General features: G+C 77.2%; 3 protein-coding genes. All 3 read left to right on the forward strand.

From position 1 onward, the window contains the following. Nucleotides 1-48 precede the first annotated feature (48 nt). Genes ACZ4U1_RS11680 through ACZ4U1_RS11690 form a run of 3 tightly spaced genes read left to right on the forward strand, consistent with a single transcriptional unit; the run spans nt 49 to nt 22,107 of the window. Complete coding sequence (locus tag ACZ4U1_RS11680; protein WP_467902329.1) at nt 49-9,855, forward strand: type I polyketide synthase; 9,807 nt, start codon at nt 49-51, stop codon at nt 9,853-9,855. Beyond that, nucleotides 9,855-21,650 (forward strand): SDR family NAD(P)-dependent oxidoreductase, encoded by an 11,796-nt coding sequence (locus tag ACZ4U1_RS11685; RefSeq protein ID WP_467902331.1) that lies wholly within the window; start codon nt 9,855-9,857, stop codon nt 21,648-21,650. Before ACZ4U1_RS11680 ends, ACZ4U1_RS11685 begins: the two co-directional genes overlap by 1 nt. Before the next feature lies 1 nt (nt 21,651). Further along, nucleotides 21,652-22,107 carry a nuclear transport factor 2 family protein gene (locus ACZ4U1_RS11690; protein ID WP_467902332.1) on the forward strand — a complete coding sequence of 152 codons (456 nt, stop codon included), beginning with the start codon at nt 21,652-21,654 and terminating at the stop codon, nt 22,105-22,107. Nucleotides 22,108-22,202 lie beyond the last annotated feature (95 nt).

Raw genomic sequence — 22,202 nt, forward strand, 5'->3', positions numbered from 1 at the left:
CCACCCCTCCGACAACCGCGACCGACCATGACACACGAGTGAGGATCGATGGCCGAGGACGAGAAGCTCGTCGAGTACCTCCGGTGGGTTACCACCGACCTGCAGGCGACCCGCCGGCGGCTCGACGAGGTCGAACAGGCCGCACAGGAGCCCATCGCCATCGTGGCGATGAGCTGCCGGCTGCCCGGCGGCGTCGGCTCGCCCGAGGAGCTGTGGCGCCTGGTGTCCGCCGGCACCGACGCCATCACCGGCTTCCCCACCGACCGGGGCTGGGACCTGGACGCCCTGTACGACCCGGACCCGGACCGCGCGGGAACGTCGTACACCCGCCACGGCGGATTCGTGGACGGCTGTGCCGACTTCGACCCCGGATTCTTCGGGATCAGCCCCAAGGAAGCCCTCGCGACGGACCCCCAGCAGCGGCTGCTCCTGGAGCTGGCCTGGGAGGCGTTCGAGCGGGCCGGCCTGCCCGCCGAACAGGTCCGCGGCAGCAGCACCGGCGTGTTCGCCGGAGTGATGTACAACGACTACGGCAGCCGGTTGCGCCACCCCGCCGGGGACATCGAGGGCTACCTGGGCACCGGCAGCGCCGGCAGCGTCGCCTCCGGTCGCGTGGCCTACACGTTCGGCCTGGAGGGCCCGGCCGTCACCGTCGACACCGCCTGCTCCTCCTCGCTCGTCGCCCTCCACCTCGCCGTCCAGGCGCTGCGTCAGGGCGACTGCGAACTCGCGCTGGCCGGCGGGGTGTCGCTCATGGCCACCCCGGCCACCTTCGTCGGGTTCAGCCGGCAGCGCGGACTGGCCCCCGACGGCCGGTGCAAGGCGTTCGGGGCGGGCGCGGACGGCACCGGCTGGGCCGAGGGCGCCGGTCTGCTCCTGCTCGAACGGCTCTCCGTGGCCCGCGCCAACAACCACCCGGTCCTGGCCGTCGTCCGGGGCAGCGCGGTCAACCAGGACGGCGCCAGCGGCGCGCTCACCGCGCCCAACGGGCCCGCGCAGGAACGTGTCATCGGGCAGGCCCTGGAGAACGCCCGGCTGCGGCCGGACCAGATCGACGCCGTCGAGGCGCACGGCACCGGGACCGTGCTCGGCGACCCCATCGAGGCCCGGGCGCTGCAGTCGGTGTACGGCAAGGAGCGGGCGGCCGGCCGGCCGCTGTGGCTCGGCTCGCTGAAGTCCAACATCGGGCACACCCAGGCGGCGGCGGGGGTCGCCGGGGTGATCAAGACGGTGATGGCGATGCGCCACGGCGTCCTGCCGCGGACCCTGCACGCCGACGAGCCGTCCCCGCACGTGGACTGGCAGGGCGGACCCCTGGCGCTGCTCACGGAGGCGCGGCCCTGGCCCGACACCGGCGAGCCCCGCCGGGCGGGCGTCTCCGCGTTCGGGATCAGCGGCACCAACGCGCACGTGCTGCTCGAGCAGGCCCCGGCCGCCGCCGAGCCCGAGCGACCCGACCGCGAGCCGTCCCCCGAGCAGGCCCACCGTGAGGCGTCGTCCGCGCAGACCGGCCGCGTGTCCCGCGAACTGCCGCCGCTGTGGACGCTGTCCGCGAAGAGCCCCGAGGCGCTGACCGCCCAGGCCGAGCGGCTCGCCGCGCACGTACGCGCCCACCCGGAGCTGCGGCCCGCCGACATCGGCTGGTCCCTCGCCCGCACCCGCACGGCGTTCCCGTACCGCGCCGCCGTCGTGGGAGCCGACCGCGAGGAACTCCTGGCGGCCGTCGACGCGCTGGCGGCCGGGACTGCCGGCGGCGACGTCCGGCCCCCGGCCGGCACCGGCCGGGCCGTCCTCGTCTTCCCCGGCGTCCTGCCCGGCACCGGAGACCAGTGGGCCGGCACGGCCGGTGAACTGCTGGACGCCTCACCGGTGTTCGCCCGCCGGATCGAGGAGTGCGCCGAAGCCCTGCGCCCGTACACCGACTGGTCGCTGACCGACGTCCTGCGCGGTGCCCCCGGGGCGCCCGCTCCGCACGGCACCGAGGTCGCCCAGCCCGCGCTGTGGGCCGTCATGGTCTCCCTGGCCGCCCTCTGGGAGTCCTGCGGCGTGCGGATATCCGCCGTACTGGGGCACTCGCACGGCGAGATCGCCGCGGCCACCGTCAGCGGCTCCCTGTCGCTCCAGGACGCCGCCCGCCTGGTGGCGCTGCGGGCCCGGGCGCTCGGCTCCCTGAGCGGGGGCGGTCTGCTGTCCGTCTCCGCGGCACCCGACGACGTACGCGCCTGGCTGGCGGCCGGGCCCGGCTCCCTGACCCTCGCGGCCGTCGACGGGCCCCGGTCCGTCGTCGTGGCCGGGCCCGACGCGGACCTCGACGCGCTGCGTGCGCGGTGCGAGGCCGAGGGCGTCCCGGCGCGACGCCTCCCGGTGGCCCACGCCGCCCACTCACCGCAGGTCGAGGAGGTCCGCGAGGAGCTGGCCGCCGCGCTCGCCCCGGTGGTGCCGCGCGCCGGACGGCTGCCCGTGTACTCCGCCGCCACCGGCGGACTCGTGGAACCGGCCGGCCAGGACGGCGACTTCTGGTACCGCAGCCTGCGGCAGCCGGTGGAGTTCGAGCAGGCCACGCGCGCCCTGCTCGCGGACGGCCACGACCTGTTCATCGAGTGCGCTCCGCAGTCCGTCCTCACCGAGGCCCTGGACGAGACCGTGGAGGACACCGCCGCCGTCGTGGGCACCCTCCACCGCGGCGACGCCCCCCTGCGCCGGTTCGCCGACGCGGTCGCGAAGGCGGTGGCGGGCGGAGCCCACCTGGACGCCGACCGGTACTTCGGCGCCGCGCACCGCGTCGACCTCCCCACCTACGCCTTCCAGCGCACCCGGTTCTGGCTGCCGGCCGACTCCGCCCCGGCGCCACGGACCACCGCCGCGTCCGCACCCGAGGAGCCCTGGCGGCTGGAGGTGACGGAACCCGGCGACCTCACCAGCCTCGCGCCGGTACCCGCCTCCGACGTACGGGACCGGCTCGCGCCGCACGAGATCCGCGTCGGTGTCCGCGCCACCGGACTGCACTTCGGGGACGTGCTCGTCGGCCTCGGCCTCGCCACGCACGGCGAGGGCGGCACGGCACCCGGCGTGGAGGCCGCCGGTGTCGTCCTCGAAACGGGAGCCGGCGTCACGGACCTCGCCGTGGGCGACGCGGTGATGGGCCTGTTCCCGCGGGGTGCCGCCGGCCCGTTCGCGGTCACCGACCACCGCTACACCGTCCGCGTCCCCGACGGCTGGTCCTTCGCCCAGGCCGCGGCGACCCCGCTGGCCTTCCTGACCGCCCACCACGCCCTGTTCTCCCTCGCCGGACTCCGCCCCGGCGAGTCGGTGCTGGTCCACGCCGCGAGCGGCGGCACGGGACGCGCGGCCGTCCAACTGGCCCTGCACCACGGGGCCCGGGTGCTCGCCACCGACACCCCCGACCACGGGGAGGCGCTGCGCGCGCTCGGGCTGCCCGAGGACCAGCTCGCCTCCTCGGCCACCCCCGACTTCGTGGCACCGCTCCTCGCCGCCACCGCGGGGCACGGCGCCGATGTCGTGGTGAACTGCCTGACGGGGGAGTTCACCGACGCCACGCTGCGGCTGCTGCCGCGCGGCGGGCGGTTCGTGGAGACCGGCCGCACGGAGATCCGCGACGCCGGCCGGGTCGCCGCCGACCACCCCGGCGTCTCCTACCTGACGGCCGACCTGGCCGACGCCGGACCGGACCGGATCCGTGCGGCCCTGACCGAGCTGGCCGCGCTGTTCGCCGACGGGACGCTGCACCCGCCGTCCGTACCCGTGTGGGACGTCGACCGCGCCTCCGAGGCGCTGGAACGGCTCGCCGCGGACCGGCACGCCGGCCAGGCCGTCCTCGTCCTGCCGCGGCCCGAACACCCCGTCCCCGCCGCCCCACTCGCCCCGGCGGACGCCGGCGCGCTGGGCGAGATGGACCCGGCCGCCCGCCGCGCGTTCGTGCTGGACGCCGTCCGTACGGAGGTCGCCGCGGTCCTCGGCCACGACGACGCGCAGGCGGTCGGGTACGACCAGAACTTCCAGGAACTCGGGCTCGACTCGCTCACCGCCGTACAACTGCGCAACCGGCTGCGGACGGCGACGGGGCTGCGGCTCCCGGCGACCCTCGTCTACGACCACCCCACCCCGCGGGCGGTCGCCGAACACGTCCTCGCCCGTGCCGAGGGACAGCCGGCCGGCGGTACCTCCGCGACGTCCGCCGAGGGCGCGCCCGCGCACCCCGGCGACCGGCCCGACCCGGACGCCGAGGCCATCGCGATCGTCGCCATGAGCTGCCGCTTCCCGGGCGGCGTGCACTCCCCGGAACAGCTCTGGCAGGTGCTCGACAGCGGGGCCGACGTCATCGGCGACTTCCCCGACGACCGCGGCTGGAACCTCGCCGAACTCCACCACCCCGACCCCGACCGGCCCGGCACGACGTACGCCCGCCAGGGCGGCTTCCTCGACACCGTCGCCGACTTCGACGCGGACTTCTTCGGGATCTCGCCGCGCGAGGCCCTGGCGATGGACCCCCAGCAGCGGCTGCTGCTGGAGACCACCTGGGAGGCGTTCGAACGCGGCGGCATCGACCCCACGGGGGTGACCGCCGGCCAGGTCGGCGTCTTCGTCGGCACCAACGGGCAGGACTACCCGCGGGTGCTGGCCACCGGCAAGGACGACCTGGAGGGCTACGTCGGAACCGGCAACGCCGCCAGCGTCCTCGCCGGGCGCCTCGCGTACGCGTTCGGCTTCGGCGGCCCCGCCGTCACCGTCGACACCGCCTGCTCCTCCTCCCTGGTGGCGCTGCACTGGGCCGCGCAGGCGCTGCGCCGGGGCGAGTGCTCGCTCGCGCTGGTGGGCGGCGTCACGCTGATGACCAGCCCGCTGCTGTTCACCGAGTTCAACCGGCAGAAGGTGCTGTCCCCGGGCGGCAGGTGCCGTTCCTTCTCCGCCGACGCGGACGGCACCAGCTGGAGCGAGGGCGTCGGCGTCCTGCTCGTGGAGCGGCTCTCCGACGCGCTGCGCCACGGGCACCGGGTGCTGGCCGTGGTCCGCGGCTCCGCAGTCAACTCCGACGGCGCCAGCAACGGCCTGACCGCGCCCAACGGCCCCGCCCAGGAACGGGTCGTACGCAGCGCGCTCGCCGACGCCGGCCTGACCCCCGCCGACGTGGACGCGGTGGAGGCGCACGGCACCGGCACCAAGCTCGGCGACCCCGTCGAGGCCCAGGCGCTGATCGCCACCTACGGGCAGCAGCGCCCCGCCGGTGCCCCGCTGCTGCTGGGCTCGCTGAAGTCGAACATCGGCCACACCCAGGCCGCCTCCGGCGTCGCCGGGATCATCAAGCTGGTCGAGGCGATGCGCCACGAACGGCTGCCGCGGACCCTGCACGTGACCGAGCCGACCCCGCACGTCGACTGGTCGGCCGGGGCGGTGGAGCTGCTGGTGGCGCCCCGCGACTGGCGCCGCGACGGGCGTCCGCGCCGGGCCGGGGTGTCCTCCTTCGGCATCAGCGGCACCAACGCGCACGTCATCATCGAGGAACCCCCTGCCGTCTCCCAGCCGGACGCTCCGTACGAGCCGGAGACCCCGTCCCCGCAGGACGGGCCGGTCACCCCCGCCGAGCCGGACGGCCGCCCGGTGGTGTGGACGCTGTCCGCCAAGAGCCCCGAAGCGCTGCGCGGCCAGGCACGGAACCTGGCCGGGCACCTGGCGTCCGCCACACCCGCGCCGCGTCCGCTGGACGTCGCCTGGTCCCTCGCCACGACCCGCGCGGCCCTGCGGCACCGGGCCGTCGTCCTGGTGGAGGACCCCGAGCAGGCGTCCGCCGCGCTCACCGCCGTCGCCGCCGGACAGGACGCCGCCGGTGTCGTCCGCGCACAGGCCCGCGACGACCACAGGACCGCGTTCCTCTTCGCGGGCCAGGGCAGCCAGGCCGTCGGCATGGGACGGGAGCTGTACACCGCCCACCCCGGCTACGCCGACGCCTTCGACGCGGCGTGCGCCGCGCTCGACCCGCACCTGCCGCGGCCGCTGCGCGAGGTCGTGTTCGCCGGGGCGGACCCCGCCGACGCCGAGCTGATCGACCGTACGGAGTACGCGCAGCCGGCGCTGTTCGCGTTCGAGGTGGCGCTCTTCCGGCTGCTGGAGTCCTGGGGCATCCGCCCGGACCTCCTCGCCGGGCACTCCATCGGCGAGATCGCCGCCGCGCACGTGGCGGGGGTGCTCTCCCTCGCCGACGCCGCCGCGCTGGTCGCGGCCCGCGGCCGGCTCATGCAGGCCCTGCCGGAGGGCGGCGCCATGGCCGCCGTGGAAGCCGGCCCGGCGGAGCTGACCGACCTGCTCGGCGACGCCGGCGGCCGCCTCGCGATCGCGGCGGTCAACGGGCCCCGGGCGACCGTGCTCTCCGGAGAGCGCGACGCGGTGGCCGAAGCGGTCGCCGTACTGAAGGAGCGGGGCCGGCGCGTCTCCTGGCTCCGGGTCAGCCACGCCTTCCACTCCCCGCTCATGGACCCGATGCTCGCCGAGTTCGAGCGGGTCGCGCGGCGGCTGACCTACAGCCCGCCGCGCATCCCCGTCGTCTCCTCCCTCACCGGACGCCCCGCGACCGCCGAGGAACTGTGCTCGCCCGCCCACTGGGTCCGTCACGTCCGCGACACCGTGCTCTTCCACGACGCCGTACGCTCCCTGGACGAGGCCGGGGCGAGCCTCTACGTCGAGCTGGGCCTCGGCGCGCTCAGCCCGATGGCCGCCGACAGCCTCGACGGCCGGGGCACCGTCGTGGCGGCGCAGCGCAGGGACCGGCCGCAGGAGGCCGCGCTGCTGCACGCCGTCGGCACCCTGCACGCCCACGGCGCCCCGGTGGACTGGGCCGCCGTCCTCGCCGGACGCGGTGCGCGGACGGTACAGCTGCCCACGTACGCCTTCCAGCGCAGCCGCTACTGGCCGCGCCGCGGTCTCGCCCGCGCCGCCGGGCCCGCCGCCGGACCCGGCATCGGCCCCGGCGCCGGGCACCCCGTGCTCGGCCCGGTGCTCCGGCTGGGGGACAGCGACCGCTTCCTGGCCACGGGCCGGCTCTCCACGGCCGCCGTGCCATGGCTCCCCGAGCACGAGGTGTTCGGCGCCACGGTCGCACCCGGCACCCTCCCCCTGGAACTGGCCGTACAGGCCGCGGAGGCCGTGGGCAGCCCGGTGGTGCGGGAACTGACCCTGCACGCCCCGCTGCTGCCCGGCCCCGGCGACGACCTCGAACTCCAGCTGCTGCTCGACGAGCCGGACGACTCCGGGGGCCGGCCCCTGCGCCTGTACGCCCGCCCGTACGACGGCACGGACGCGGGCCGGTGGACCCTGCACGCGAGCGGCGCGCTGGCCGACGGCGATCCCACGCCGGAACCCGACCTGCGCGTCTGGCCCCCCGAGGGCGCCGTCCCCGTCCAGGTCGACGGCCTGTACGAGGACTTCGCCGCGCAGGGCGTGCGCTACGGCCCGCTGTTCCGGGGGGTGCGGTCCGCCTGGCGCGACGGCGACGTGCTCTACGCCGACGTCGCCCTCCCGGACGGCGCCGACACCGGAGCCTTCGCGCTGCACCCCGCCCTGTGGGACGCCGCCCAGCACCTGGCCGCGATGGACGGACTGGGCTCCGGCTCGGGCGCGGCGGTGCCGTTCTCCTGGGCGGGAGTCCGGCTGCACGCCGCCGGGGCCACGCGCCTGCGGGTGCGGATCGCACCGGCCGGCGAGGACACCGTCACCATGCGGATCGCCGACGGCCGGGGCGAGCCGGTGGCCGGTGTCGCCCGCCTGACGGCACGACGCGTATCCGCCCGCCACATCGGCACCGAGCCCACCCACGAGACACCGGACCTGTACCGCATCACCTGGACCCCGGCCCCCGCCCCCGCACCCGCCGCACCACCGACCCTCACCTGGCTCGGCACCACCCAGCCGCCCACCGCGCTCACCGGCTCCACCGAGATCCGGTCCGACACGGCGACCTGGCTCACCGACGACCGCCCTGTCCGGGCCGATGCGGCCGCCGACCCGACCGCCCTCGCCCGGCTCGCCGACGCCCCGCCGCCCACCGGTTCCGCCGACGGTCGCCCCGACGCGAGCGCCGACTTCACCCTCGTACCGATCACCGCTCGCGACGACGGCTCCCCGGAGTCCGTCGCGGCCGCCGCCGCGCAGGCGCTCGACGCGCTGCGGTCCTGGCTGGACGACAGTGAGCGGTCCGCGCACGGGCGGCTGGTACTGGTCACCACGGGAGCCGTCGCCTGCACCCCGGGAGAGGGCCTGGGCGAGCCCGTTCAGTCGGCCGTGTGGGGGCTGGCCCGCGCCGCGCAGGCGGAGTACCCGGGCCGGGTCGTCGTGGCCGACCTGGACGGCAGTGACGCGGCCTGGGCCGCCCTGCCCGCCGCCCTGGCCGCGGAGGAACCACAACTCGCCCTGCGCGGAGACCGGTTGCTCGTGCCCCGGCTGGACCGCGCACCCGCGCCGGGCGGTGAGCCCGGCGGCGTGCTCGACCCGGACGGGACGGTCCTGATCACCGGCGGTACCGGCGATCTGGGCGCGCTCGTCGCCCGACACCTCGTCACCGCGCACGGCGTGCGCAGCCTCCTGCTGACCAGCCGCCGCGGCCCGGCCGCCGAGGGCGCGGCCGAACTCGCCGCCGAGCTGCGCGCGCAGGGCGCCGACGTGACGGTGGCCGCCTGCGACGCGGCCGACCGCGACGCGCTGGCCGCGCTGCTGGCCGCCGTACCGGCCGACCGCCCGCTGACCGCGGTGGTGCACGCCGCGGGCGTCCTGGACGACGGCGTGCTCGGCTCCCTCACCCCGCAGCGCCTGGCCGGCGTCATGGCACCGAAGGCCGTCGCCGCCCGGCATCTGCACGAGCTGACCCAGGACCTTCCGCTCGCCGCCTTCGTCCTGTTCTCCTCGGCGTCCGGAGTCCTCGGATCCGCCGGGCAGGGCGCCTACGCCGCCGCCAACAGCTTCCTCGACGGACTCGCCGTACACCGGGCCGCCGCCGGCCTGCCCGCCACCTCGCTCGCGTGGGGCCTGTGGCACCAGGAGCGGGGCGGCATGGCGGGCGGCCTGACCGACGCGGAGCGCAACCGCATCACCCGCGCCGGTTTCGGCGCGATCGCGCCCGACGCCGGACTGGCCCTGTTCGACGCCGCGCTCCGACGGCCGGAACCGGTCCTCGTCGCCGCCCGGTTCGACCTGCCGCTGCTCCAGCCGCGCAGCCAGAACCCCGACTTCCCGCCGGTGCTCAAGGGCCTGGTGCGCCCGGTCCGCACCCCGGCGACCGCCCCCGGAGCCACCGCCCCCGCGGCCGTGGACGGGCCGTCGCTCGCCGACCGGCTGCTCCCGCTGGACGACGCCGGGCGGGAGAGCCTGCTGCTCGACCTCGTCCTCACCCAGGCGGCCGCGGTGCTCGGGCACAGCTCGCCGCACGCCGTCCCGGCGGACCGGTCCTTCACCGAGTCCGGGCTCGACTCCCTCGCGGCCGTGGAGATCCGCGGCCGGCTCGACGCCGCCACCGGCGTCCGGCTGCCGGCCACCGTGGTCTTCGACCACCCCACACCCGCCGCTCTCGCCGCCCACCTGAAGGAGACCCTCGTCCCCGCCGCGCCCGACCCGGCCGAGGCCGCCCTCGCGGACCTCGACCGGCTCCGCGACACCCTCCCGCAGCTGTCCGGCGACCCCGAGGCGGCCGCACAGGTCCGGCTCAGGCTGAAAAGCCTGCTCGCCGCCTGGGACGAGGCCACCGCCGGCGCCGACGCCGCCGACGGCACGGACGACGACGCGGACGACGCACTCGACGCCGCCGACCTCGGCGAGCTGCTCGACATCATCGACGAAGAACTGGGGAACGCCTGATGACGGGCACCGACCGGACACCGTACGACGACAAGGTCCTCGACTCCCTCAAGCGGCTGACCGCCGAGCTGCGCCAGACCCGCAAGCGGCTGCGGGAAGCCGAGGACGCGGCCCGCGAACCCGTCGCCATCATCGGCATGGCCTGCCGCTACCCCGGCGGCGTCCGCACCCCCGAGGACCTCTGGCAGCTCGTCGCCGAGGGCCGGGACGCCGTCTCCGCCTTCCCCACCGACCGCGACTGGGACCTCGGCGCCCTGCACGGCCCCCAGGCCGAGACCGCCGGCACCAGCCACGCGCACGCGGGCGGATTCCTGTACGACGTCGCCGACTTCGACCCCGCACCCTTCGGCATCAGCCCGCGCGAGGCGACGGCGATGGACCCCCAGCAGCGCCTGCTGCTGGAGACGGCCTGGGAGACCTTCGAGCACGCGGGCATCGACCCGGCAACGCTGCGGGGCAGCCGGACCGGCGTCTACGCCGGGATCATGTACCACGACTACGCGGCCCGGCTGAAGGAACTGCCCGAGGAGGTCATGGGCTACCTCGGCACCGGCACCTCCGGCAGCATCGCCTCCGGCCGCATCGCCTACACCTTCGGCCTGGAGGGGCCGGCCGTCACCATCGACACCGCCTGCTCCTCCTCCCTGGTCGCCCTGCACCTCGCCGTCACCGCGCTGCGCAAGGGCGAATGCTCCCTCGCCATGGCGGGAGGGGCCACCGTGATGGCGTCCCCGCTGCCCTTCGTGGACTTCAGCCGCCAGGAGGGCCTCGCGTCGGACGGCCGGTGCAAGTCCTTCGCGGCCGCAGCCGACGGCACCGGCTGGGCGGAGGGCGCCGGCATGCTCCTGCTGGAGCGGCTCTCCGACGCCCGCCGCAACGGCCACCGCGTCCTCGCCGTGGTCCGCGGCTCCGCCGTCAACCAGGACGGTGCGAGCAACGGCCTGACCGCCCCCAACGGGCCCGCGCAGCGGCGGGTCATCCGGCAGGCCCTCACCGACGCCGGCCTCGGCCCCGCCGACGTCGACGCGGTGGAGGCGCACGGCACCGGCACCACCCTCGGCGACCCCATCGAGGCCCAGGCCCTCCTCGCCGCCTACGGACAGGGCCGCGCCCCGGAACGCCCCCTGCTGCTGGGCTCCCTCAAGTCGAACATCGGCCACACCCAGGCCGCCGCGGGCGTCGGCGGCGTCATCAAGATGGTCCTCGCCCTGCGCGAGCAACTGCTGCCCAGGACCCTCCACGTCGACGAGCCCACCCCGCACGTCGACTGGTCCTCCGGCGCCGTGGAACTCCTCACCGAGGCCCACCCGTGGCCCCGCGCCGGGACACCGCGCCGCGCCGGCGTCTCCTCCTTCGGGTTCTCCGGCACCAACGCCCACGTCGTCATCGAGGAACCGCCGACCGAGGAACCGCCGTCCGAGGAACCCCGGCCCGTGGCCGAGGCGGCGTCGCCGAGGCCCGCCCTGTGGGCCCTGACGGCCGCCTCCGAACAGGCCCTGCGCGCCCAGGCCGCCCGCCTCTCGGCGCACCTGCGGCGCCACCCCGGCCCCAGTCCGCTCGACGTCGGCTACTCCCTGCTCACCACCCGCACCCCCCTGGAGCACCGCGCGGTCCTGACCGGCGACGACCGGGAGGAACTGCTCCGAGCCGTCGAGGAGTTCGCGGCCGGCCGGCCCGCGTCCGGGCTGCTGCACGGGCGCAGTGCCCCGGGCGGCCTCGCGATGATGTTCACCGGCGGCGGCAGCCAGCGCCCGGGCATGGGCCGCGACCTGTACGCGGCCTTCCCCGCCTTCGCCGACGCGTTCGACGCGGCGTGCGCGGAACTGGACCGGCACCTGCCCGGCCCGCTGCGTCCCGCCGTCTTCGCCGAGCCCGGCCCGGACGGCCACACGCCGCTCTCCGGGCAGGCCTACGCCCAGCCCGCCCTGTTCGCCGTCGAGGTGGCCCTGTTCCGGCTGTTCGGCTCCTGGGGCGTCGAACCCGACCACGTCCTCGGCCACTCCGGCGGCGAGCTGGCGGCGGCCCACGTCGCCGGCGTGCTCTCCCTCGCCGACGCGGCGGCCCTGGTCGCCGCGCGGGGCAGGCTCACCCAGGAACTGCCCGTGGGCGGCGCCATGGTGGCGGTCGCCGCCGCCGAGGACGAGGTCCGGCCCCTGCTCACCGACGGCGCCGAGATCGCGGCCGTCAACAGCCCCGGCGCGGTGGTCCTCACCGGCGACGAGGAGCCCGTCACCGCGCTCGCCGGCCACTTCGCCCGGCAGGGCCGCAAGACCCGCCGCCTGAACGTCAGTTACGCCTCGCACTCCGCCCGCGTCACCCCCATGCTGGACGAACTCCGGCAGGTCGCCGCCGGCCTCGACTTCCGGCCGCCCCGCATCGGCTTCGTCTCCACCGTCACCGGAGGACCCGCGGACGCCGGAGAGCTGTGCACCCCCGAGTACTGGGTGCGCAACGCCCGCCGGCCCGTCCGGTTCGCCGACGCCGTACGCCACCTCGAAGCCGCCGGGGTACGGACCTTCCTCGAACTCGGGCCGGACGCGGCCCTCACCCCCATGGCCGAGGCCTGCCTGACCGCCGCCTCCGCGGCCGTGCCGGCGCAGCGCGCGGGCCGCCCGGAGGCCGCCACGGTGACCACCGCCGTCGGCCACCTCCACACGCGCGGCGCCGGCGTCGACTGGGAGGCGTTCTTCCAGGGCACGCACGCCCGCCGGGTGGAGCTGCCGACGTACGCCTTCCAGCGCAGGCGCCACTGGCTTCAGGCACCGGCCCGCGACCGGGTCGACGTCTCCGCGGCCGGTCTCGGCTTCCCCGACCACCCGCTGCTCGGAGCGAGCGTGCTCGTGGCCGACTCCGAGGAGTACCTGTTCACCGGGCGGCTGACGCCCGCCGCCCAGCCCTGGCTGGCCGACCACGCCGTGGGCGACTCGGTGCTGCTGCCGGGCACCGCGTTCCTGGAGCTGGCGCTGCGCGCGGGCCTGCACGCGGACTGCGACCACGTCGAGGAACTCACCCTCACCGCCCCGCTGGTGGTACCGGCCGACCGGGCGGTGCTGCTGCAGATCCGGGTCGGCGCGCCCGGCGAGGACGGCCGGCGGGCGGTCGAGGTGTACGCGCGTGACGAGGACGCCCTGACCGGGCAGCCCTGGGTCCGGCACGCCTCGGGTGTGCTCTCCGGCGCGGCCCCGCAACCGCCCCGGACCGACGAGGACCCGGCCGTCTGGCCGCCCGCCGGCGCGACCGCCCTCGACCTGGACGGGCTCTACGACCGCCTGGCCGCCGAAGGCCTCCACTACGGCCCCGCGTTCCAGGGGCTGCGCGCGGTGTGGCAGCGCGGCGAGGAACTGTTCGCCGAGGTCGCCCTGGACGGCGAACAGCACGACAGCGCCCGCGCGTTCGGCCTGCACCCCGCCCTGCTGGACGCCGCGCTGCACGCCCTGGGCCTCGGCACGCTCCCGGGCACCGCCGACACCGCCTCCCTCCCGTTCTCCTGGCACGGCGTGTCCCTGTTCGCGGCCGGTGCCGTCGCCGCCCGCGTACGGCTCGCCCCGGGCGGGCCCGGCACGGTCACCGTCGAGGTGGCCGACCAGGCCGGGCGGCCGGTCCTCGCCGCCGAGTCGCTGGCCCTGCGCCCCGCCGGAAAGCTCACCGGGGGCACGGGACCCCGCGAGCCGCTGCTCCACCTCACCTGGGCGCCGCCGCGGACACCGGTCGTACCGGCGTCGTACGGCGGAACCGCGCCGCTCGCCGACGCGCTGGCCTCGGCCGCCGCGCCGCCCGACGTGGTGCTCCTGCCGCTCCTCGACGCCCCGCCCGCCGACCGGCCGGAGCGCGCGGCGGCGGAGCGCGCCGCCCACACCCTGGAGCGGCTGCGGGCCTGGCTCGCCGACGACCGGTTCGCCGGCACCCGCCTGGCCGTCGTCACCAGCGGGGCCGTGGCCGCCGGACCCGAGGAGGACGTCACCGACCTGCCGGGCGCCGCCGCCCTCGGCCTGCTGCGGTCGGCCCAGTCGGAGCATCCGGGGCGGATCGTCCTGGTGGACACCGACACCCCCGGGGAACTGCCCCGGGACCTGCCCGCCGCACTCGGCTCGGGCGAACCGGCCGTCGCCCTGCGGACGGGCCGGCTCCTCGTCCCGCGCCTCACACCGACCAACCCCCCGCCCACCCCCTCATCCGACCCGCCCCCGACCATCCCCCCGCCCGCCCCCTCGTCCGGCGTGCCTTCGACCGGTGCCCTGCCCGCCGGCTCGTCCGGGGTGCCTTCGACCGGTGTCCTGCCTGTCGAGTCGTCCGGGGTGCCTTCGACCGGTGTCCTGCCTGTCGAGTCGTCCGGGGTGCCTTCGACCGGTGTCCTGCCTGTCGAGTCGTCCGGGGTGCCTTCGACCGGTGTCCTGCCTGTCGAGTCGTCCGGCGTGCCCTCGACCGGCGCCCCGCCCGCCCCCTCGTCCGCCCCGACCCCGACCGGCACCCCACCCGTTCCCTCCTCCGGCCTCGCGGCCACCGGCGCCCCGCCGGTCCGGTCCGGCCTCGCGGCGACCGGCGCCCCGCCGGTCCAGTCCGGCCTCGGGGCCACCGGCGCCCCGCCCGTCCAGTCCGGCCTCGCGGCCACCGGCGCCCCGGCCGGCCCGTCCCCGGTGTTCGATCCGGACGGCACCGTTCTGATCACCGGCGGCACCGGGGCGCTCGGGGGACTCCTGGCCCGGCACCTCGTCGCCGAGCACGGGGTGCGCCACCTGCTGCTGACCAGCCGCAGCGGCCCGGCCGCCGAGGGCGCGGACGAACTCGCCGCCGGACTGCGCGCCCTGGGCGCCGAGGTCACCGTCGCCGCGTGCGACGCCGCCGACCGGGAGGCCCTGGCCGGGCTCCTGGCCGCGCTGCCGGGGGAGCGTCCGCTGACCGCCGTCGTCCACGCGGCCGGCGTCCTCGACGACGGCACCGTGGAGGCGCTGACCCCGGACCGGGTGCGCCGCGTCATGGCCCCGAAGGCCGACGCCGCCTGGCATCTGCACGAACTGACCCGGGACATGGACCTGTCCGCCTTCGTCCTGTTCTCCTCGGCCGCCGGTCTGCTCGGCGCCCCCGGGCAGGCCAACTACGCCGCCGCCAACGGCTTCCTCGACGCCCTGGCCGTACACCGCCGAAGGCACGGGCTGCCCGCCCTGTCCCTGGCCTGGGGACTGTGGGAGGGCACCACGGGCATGGTCGGCGGAGTCGACGCCGCGGCGCGCCGCCGGCTGGCGGGGCTCGGCATGCGGCCGATCCCCCCGGCGGAGGGCCTGGCCCTGTTCGACGCCGCCCTCGCCGGGGACGAGCCGCTGGTGGCGCCGCTCCACCTGGACCCGCGCCGGCTCGACGCGGCCACCGCACCGGCGCTGCTGCGCGGCCTGGCGCGGCCCGCCCGGCGACGGCGCACGGCGTCCCCCGCGGAGCCGGGCGGCACCGGCCCCGCCGAGCGCCTCGCCACCCTGCCCGAGGCCGAGCAGCTGCGCGAGCTGACCGAGCTGGTACGGGCCGAGGCCGCGGCGATCCTGGGGTACGAGAGCGCACGGGACGTCCCGGACGACCGCACGTTCGCGGAAGTGGGCTTCGACTCGCTCGCCGCGATCGAACTGCGCAACCGGCTCGGCGCCCACACCGGCCTGCGGCTGCCGACGACCCTGGTGTTCGACCACCCGACCCCCGGCGACCTCGCCGCCCGTCTGCGCGTGCTGCTGTCCGGCGGTACGGCGGCGGCCGCCACGCCCGTCCGCGGCTCCGCGGCCCCCGCCGACGAGCCGATCGCCATCATCGGCATGGCCTGCCGCTACCCCGGTGGCGTGACCTCCCCCGAGGAACTGTGGGACCTCGTCCTGTCCGGCCGCGACGCCATCTCCGAGATGCCCCGCGACCGGGGCTGGGACATCGACGGCCGCTACGACCCCGACCCCGAACCCGGCCGACGCGGCACCATCGCCACCCGCCACGGCGGATTCCTCGACGGCGCCGCCGACTTCGACCCCGGCTTCTTCGGCATCAGCCCCCGTGAGGCCCTCGCGATGGACCCGCAGCAGCGGCTGCTGCTGGAGGTGTCGTGGGAGGCGTTCGAACGGGCGGGCATCGACCCGCTGTCGGTGCGCGGCAGCGACACGGGCGTCTTCGCGGGCGTGATGTACCACGACTACGGGTCCTGGGCCGTGGGCGGCGCCCCCGAGGACGTCGAGGGCTACCTCGGCTCGGGCACCGCGGGCAGCGTCGCCTCCGGCCGTATCGCCTACGCGCTCGGCCTCGAAGGCCCCGCCGTGACCGTGGACACCGCCTGCTCGTCGTCGCTGGTGGCGCTGCACCTCGCCGCCCAGGCGCTCCGCTCCGGCGAGTGCTCCCTCGCCCTGGCCGGCGGCGCCACCGTCATGGCGACCCCGGGGCCGTTCATCGAGTTCAGCCGCCAGCGGGGACTCGCCCCGGACGGCCGGTGCAAGTCGTTCGCCGCCGGCGCGGACGGCACCGGCTGGGGCGAGGGCGTCGCGGTCCTCCTCGTCGAACGGCTCTCGGACGCTCGCCGCAACGGTCACCGCGTGCTCGCGGTGGTGCGCGGCAGCGCCGTCAACCAGGACGGGGCCAGCAACGGGCTGACCGCGCCCAGCGGACCGGCGCAGCAGCGGGTGATCCGGCAGGCGCTGGCCGCCGCCGGACTGACCGCCCGCCAGGTCGACGCCGTCGAGGCGCACGGCACCGGCACGGTCCTGGGCGACCCCATCGAGGCGCAGGCCCTGCTGGCCACCTACGGCAGTGAGCACGACCCGGACCGCCCCCTGTGGCTCGGCTCGCTCAAGTCCAACATCGGGCACGCGCAGGCCGCGGCGGGCGTCGGCGGCGTGATCAAGATGGTGCAGGCGATGCGCCACGGGACGCTGCCGCGGACCCTGCACGTCGACCGCCCCACGCCCCACGTCGACTGGTCGGCCGGCGGGGTACGGCTCCTGACCGACCCTGTCGCCTGGCCCGCCACCGGAGAGCCGCGCCGGGCCGGGGTCTCCTCCTTCGGGATCAGCGGCACCAACGCCCACGCCGTCATCGAACAGGCCCCCGACGACCTGGCCGCTCCCGGCCCGGGCCCCAGGCCCGCGGACCCCGCCCGGCAGCCGCGGGACGGCGGCGCGCCCTGGCTGCTGTCGGCCTCGACCCCGTCGGCCCTGCGCGACCAGGCCCGGCGCCTGCTGGAGCAGCTGCGCGCACAGCCGGACACCCCCGCCGCCGACCTCGCCCTCAGCCTCGCCACCACCCGCTCCGCGCTCCGCCACCGCGCGGCCGTCGTCGCCGTCGGCCACGAGGAGCGGACGGCCGCCCTGGAGCGGCTCGCCGCCACCGGGACGTCCGGGCCCGGCGCCCTGACCGGACGCGCCGCCGACGGCACCGTGGCCTTCCTCTTCAGCGGCCAGGGCAGCCAGCGGCCCGGCATGGGACGCGAACTGGCCGCGGCCGACCCGGTCTTCGCCAAGGCCCTGGACGAGGTGTGCGGGTACGTCGCCCCGTTCCTCGACCGGCCCCTGCGCGAGGTCCTGTTCGCCGAGCCGGGCACCGCCGACGCCGCGCTGCTGGACCGTACCGACTACACCCAGCCGGCCCTGTTCGCCGTGGAGACGGCGTTGGCGTACCGGCTGCGGTCGTGGGGCGTACGGCCCGACGTGCTGGCCGGCCACTCCCTCGGCGAGCTGGTCGCCGCCCATGTCGCGGGCGTCCTGAGCCTGGAGGACGCGGCCACGCTGGTCGCGGCGCGCGGCCGGCTGATGCAGGCGCTGCCGGTCCACGGCGCGATGGCGGCCGTCCAGGCGCCCGAGGAGGAGGTCGCGGCACTGCTGACGGACGGGGTCGCGCTCGCCGCCGTCAACGGGCCCGCCTCCGTGGTGGTGTCCGGCGACGCGGACGCGGTGGACGCGCTGACCGCCCGGCTCGCGGAGGCCGGCCGCCGGACCCGGCGGCTGCGCGTCAGCCACGCCTTCCACTCCGCGCACATGGACGGCATGCTCGACGAGTTCCGGCGGATCGCGCGGGGCGTCACCTTCCGGGAGCCCTCGCTGCCCGTGGTCTCCGCGACCACCGGCCGGCCCGCCTCCGCCGCCGAGCTGTGCTCGCCCGAGTACTGGGTGCGCCAGCTGCGGGAGCCGGTGCGGTTCCGGGACGCGGTGACCCGGCTGGCGGCCGACGGCGCGGCCGTCTTCGTGGAGGTCGGCCCCGGGACCGCGCTCACCGCGGCGGCCCGGGACTGCCTCGCCGGCCGCGAGCACGCCGTGGTGCCCCTGCTGCGGTCCGGCCACCCCGAGCCCCGGGCCCTGACCACCGCCCTCGCCGAAGCGCACGTCCACGGCGTGGACGTGGACTGGACGGAGTACTTCGAGGGCACGGGCGCGCGCCGGGTGGACCTGCCGACCTACCCCTTCCAGCGCCGGCGCTACTGGCTCGCGGCCGGACCCCGGCGGGCGGACCAGGAGCACCCCGTGCTGGGGCCCGCCGTGTCCGCGCCCGACATCGAGGGCTCCGTCTTCACCGGCGAGCTGGACGCGCGGGCCTGGCCCTGGCTGGCCGAGCACCGCGTCGCCGGTACGGCCGTCCTGCCCGGCGCGGCCCTCGCGGAACTGGCCCTGCGCGCGGGCGCCGAGCTGGGCTGCCCGACGGTCGAGGACCTCGTCCTGGAGGCCCCGCTGACCGTCCCCGACCACGCGGCCCTGCCCCTGAGGCTGTCCGTGCAGGAACCGGACGCCGACGGCCGGCGGTCCTTCGGCGTCCACGCCCTCACCGGCGACACCTGGACCCGGCACGCCACCGGCACCCTGTCCGCCACCGACCAGAACCCGCCCGCCACCACCGGGACATGGCCGCCCGCCGGGGCGACGCCCGTGGACCTCACCGGCGGCTACGAGCGGATGGCCGAGGCGGGCCTGTCGCACGGTCCGGCGTTCCAGGGCCTCCAGGCCGCCTGGCGCGACGGCGACGTACTCCTCGCCGAGGTCGCTCTCCCCGACGGCACGGACCCGGGCGCCTTCGGCGTGCACCCCGCCCTGCTGGACGCGGCGCTGCACGTCCTGGGCATCGGGGACGGCGACCGGCCCGCCCCGCCCGTGCTGCCGTTCTCCTGGCGGGGCGTCCGGCTCCACGCCACCGGGGCCCGCGCGCTGCGGGTGCGCCTGACCCCGGCCGGCACCCCGGGCACCGTGGCCGTGGAGCTGACCGACCCCGCCGGTGCTCCGGTCGCCTCCGTCGCCGCCCTGTCCCTGCGCCCGGTCTCCGCGGCCGCCGGGCCCGGCCGGCCCCTGCTGCGCCTCGACTGGACCCGCCCGGACGGCCCGGAGCCGGCCCCGGAGCCGGAGCCCGACACGCGCGCGTGGACCGTCCTCGGCTCCACACCGCTCGGCTCCCTGACCCGGGTGGACGACCTGACCCAGGTCCCGGACGGCATTGACACCGTCCTCGTCCCGTTCCTCACCGCACACGACCCGCTCGACACGGAACTCCTGCACCGAGCACTGGAGCTGATCCGGGCCTGGCTGTCCGACGCCCGCCGGGCGCGGTCCCGGCTCGTGGTCGTCACGCGCCGCGCGGTGGCGGCCGGGCCGGAGGAGGACGTACCGGACCTGGCCCACGCCCCCTTGTGGGGGCTGCTGCGCTCCGCGGCCTCCGAGCACCCCGGCCGGTTCGCCGTGGTGGACGTGGACGGCGAGCCGGAATCCTGGGACGCCCTGCCGGCCGCCGTGGCCTCGGGGGCGGCACAGGTGGCGATCCGCGGGGGAGAACCGCGCAGGCCCCGCCTGGTGCCCTCGGCCCTCGCTCCCGGTGCGTCCCCCTTCGGACCCGACGGCACGGCAGTGGTCACCGGTGCCGCGGGAGCGCTGGGCCGCTTGACGGCCCGTCACCTGGTCGCCGCGCACGGGGTACGGCACGTCCTGCTCGTCGGCCGGAGCGCCGACGACCCCCGACTGGCCGCACTGGCCGCCGAGATCGAGGGGCTCGGCGGCGCGGCCACGGTCGCCGGCTGCGACGTCGGCGACCGGGACGCCCTGGCCGCGGTGCTGGCCGGTGTCCCCGCGGACCGCCCGGTCAGCGCGGTCGTCCACTGCGCGGGCGTCCTGGACGACACCGTCGTGGCGTCCCTGACCCCGCCGCGGCTGGAGCGCGTGCTGCGCGCGAAGGCGGCCTCGGCCTGGCACCTGCACGAGCTGACCCGGGACATGGACCTGTCCGCCTTCGTCCTGTTCTCCTCGGCGGCCGGTGTGCTCGGCGCCCCCGGACAGGCCAACTACGCCGCCGCCAACACCTTCCTGGACGCCCTGGCCCAGCACCGCAGGGCGCACGGCCTGCCCGCGCTGTCCCTGGCGTGGGGGCCGTGGGACCAGGACGGCGCCGGCATGGCGGGCGGCCCCGAACTGCGCCGCACGGCCCGCGCGGGCATCGAGGCGCTGACACCCGAGCGGGGACTCGCGCTGTTCGACGCGGCCGTCGGCGCGGACGCCCCCGACCCGGTCCTGGCCCCGCTCGCCACGGTCCCGGAGCGGTTGCGTGCCCTGGCCGACGATCCCGGGCTGCCCGAACCGCTGCGACTGCCGGCCCGGCACCCCGCCGGGGCGGCCCGGCCCGCGACGGCACCGGCGGGCGGACGCACCACCGGCACCGTCCCGCGGTTGACCGGGCTGCGCGGGGCCGAGCTGGAGGACGCGCTGCGCACCGCCGTCCGCACCGAGGCGGCGGCCGTCCTCGGCTTCTCCTCGCCCGACGACGTGGACGAGGACAGGTCACTGCCCGAGCTGGGCCTGGACTCGCTCATCGCGGTGGAGCTGCGCAACCGGCTGGAGCGGGCCACCGGCCTGCGCCTGGCGGCGACCGTGGTCTTCGACCACCCCACCCTCCCCGCCCTCGTCCGCCACCTGCGGGCCGAACTCGCCGCCGGCACAGCGGCCGCGGCCGCGGCCGCTGTGCCGCCCGAGGACGACGGCGTCGGCGCGCTGTTCCGGCGGGCCCGGGCCGCGGGCCGCACCCTGGAGGGCATCGAACTGCTCCGCGTGGCCTCGCGGTTCCTCCCCTCCTTCACCGGCCCCGCCGACCTGGGGGAGCGGCCCGAGCCCGTCCGGCTGGCGAGCGGCGACGGCACCGAGCCCGCGCTGGTCTGCTTCCCGGCGGTGGTCGCCATGTCCGGCCCGCACCAGTTCGCCCGGTTCGCGGGCGCGCTGCGCGGCCGGCGCGAGGTGGTCGCGGTGCCGCAGCCGGGATTCCTGCCCGGCGAACTCCTCCCCGGCACCTGGGAGGCGGTGGTCGAGGCGCAGGCCGAGGCGGTACGGCGGTACGCGGCCGGTGCGCCCGTCGCACTGCTCGGCTACTCGTCGGGCGGCTGGATCGCCCACGCGGTGGCCGCGCGCCTCGAAGCGGCGGGGGAGGCCCCGCAAGCCCTGGTGCTCCTCGACACGTACCTCCAGAGCGAGACGAGCGACACCCTGGCCACCGCCTTCACCGACGGGCTGTTCACCCGGCACGGCGCCGAGACGGCCGTCGACACCCGCTCGCTGACCGCGATGGGCGCCTACTTCCGGGTCTTCGCCGACTGGACACCCGCCCGCCCCGCTGTCCCCACCCTCTTCCTGCGAGCCGCAGACGCCCTGCCCGGCACCGCGGCCGGACCCCGGCCGTCCTGGGCCGCCGACGCCGCGCTGCACCAGACCCCCGGCGACCACTTCTCGATGCTGGAGGAGCACGCCGGTCCCACCGCACAAGCCGTCCACGCCTGGCTCTCCCGGGCCGGACGGTCCGACACAACGACGCACAGGAGCGCATGACATGACCGAGATCACCCCCGAACTGGTCGAGAAGGCGTACGTCGCCCTCGTCTCCCTGGACCGGGAGGAGGCCGCCAAGTACTGGTCGGAGGACGTCCGTTTCTCGGTCCCCGGCCGCCACGCGCAGGCGGGCTGGCACGTGGGCCTCGACGCACTCCTCGCCTTCCGGCGCGCGCTGACGGACGCGGCGGGCGGGAAGTTCGAGGTGGAGCTGGTCACCTCCATGATCAGCGGCAACGAGTGCATGGACGTGGTGAAGGTCCACGCGGTCCGCCCCGGCGCCCCCGAGGGCAGCACGTCCCCCTACGACGTCCTGGACGCCGACGGGGTGCAGGTCTTCCGCTGGGAGGACGGCCGGATCGTCGAGGGCCGGGCCGGCTTCTTCGGCGACGGCTCGACCAACTACGACCAGTGGTGGTCCCCGCTCGACGGCAACGGAGAGCGCCGGTACGTCTGAGCCGTGGGGGGGGGGGGGGGGGGGGGGGGGGGGGGGGAAAAAGAGGAGGAAGGGAGGGGGGGGGGGGGGGGGGGAGGGGGGAGAGCAGGGGGGTG

Source organism: Streptomyces sp. NPDC028928 (assembly GCF_055564915.1).

Bases quoted from the DNA above. Each gene is read 5' to 3' on its own strand.
- ACZ4U1_RS11685 (WP_467902331.1), top strand. From the start codon at position 9,855: ATGACGGGCACCGACCGGACACCGTACGACGACAAGGTCCTCGACTCC.
- ACZ4U1_RS11680 (WP_467902329.1), top strand. From the start codon at position 49: ATGGCCGAGGACGAGAAGCTCGTCGAGTACCTCCGGTGGGTTACCACC.
- ACZ4U1_RS11690 (WP_467902332.1), top strand. From the start codon at position 21,652: ATGACCGAGATCACCCCCGAACTGGTCGAGAAGGCGTACGTCGCCCTC.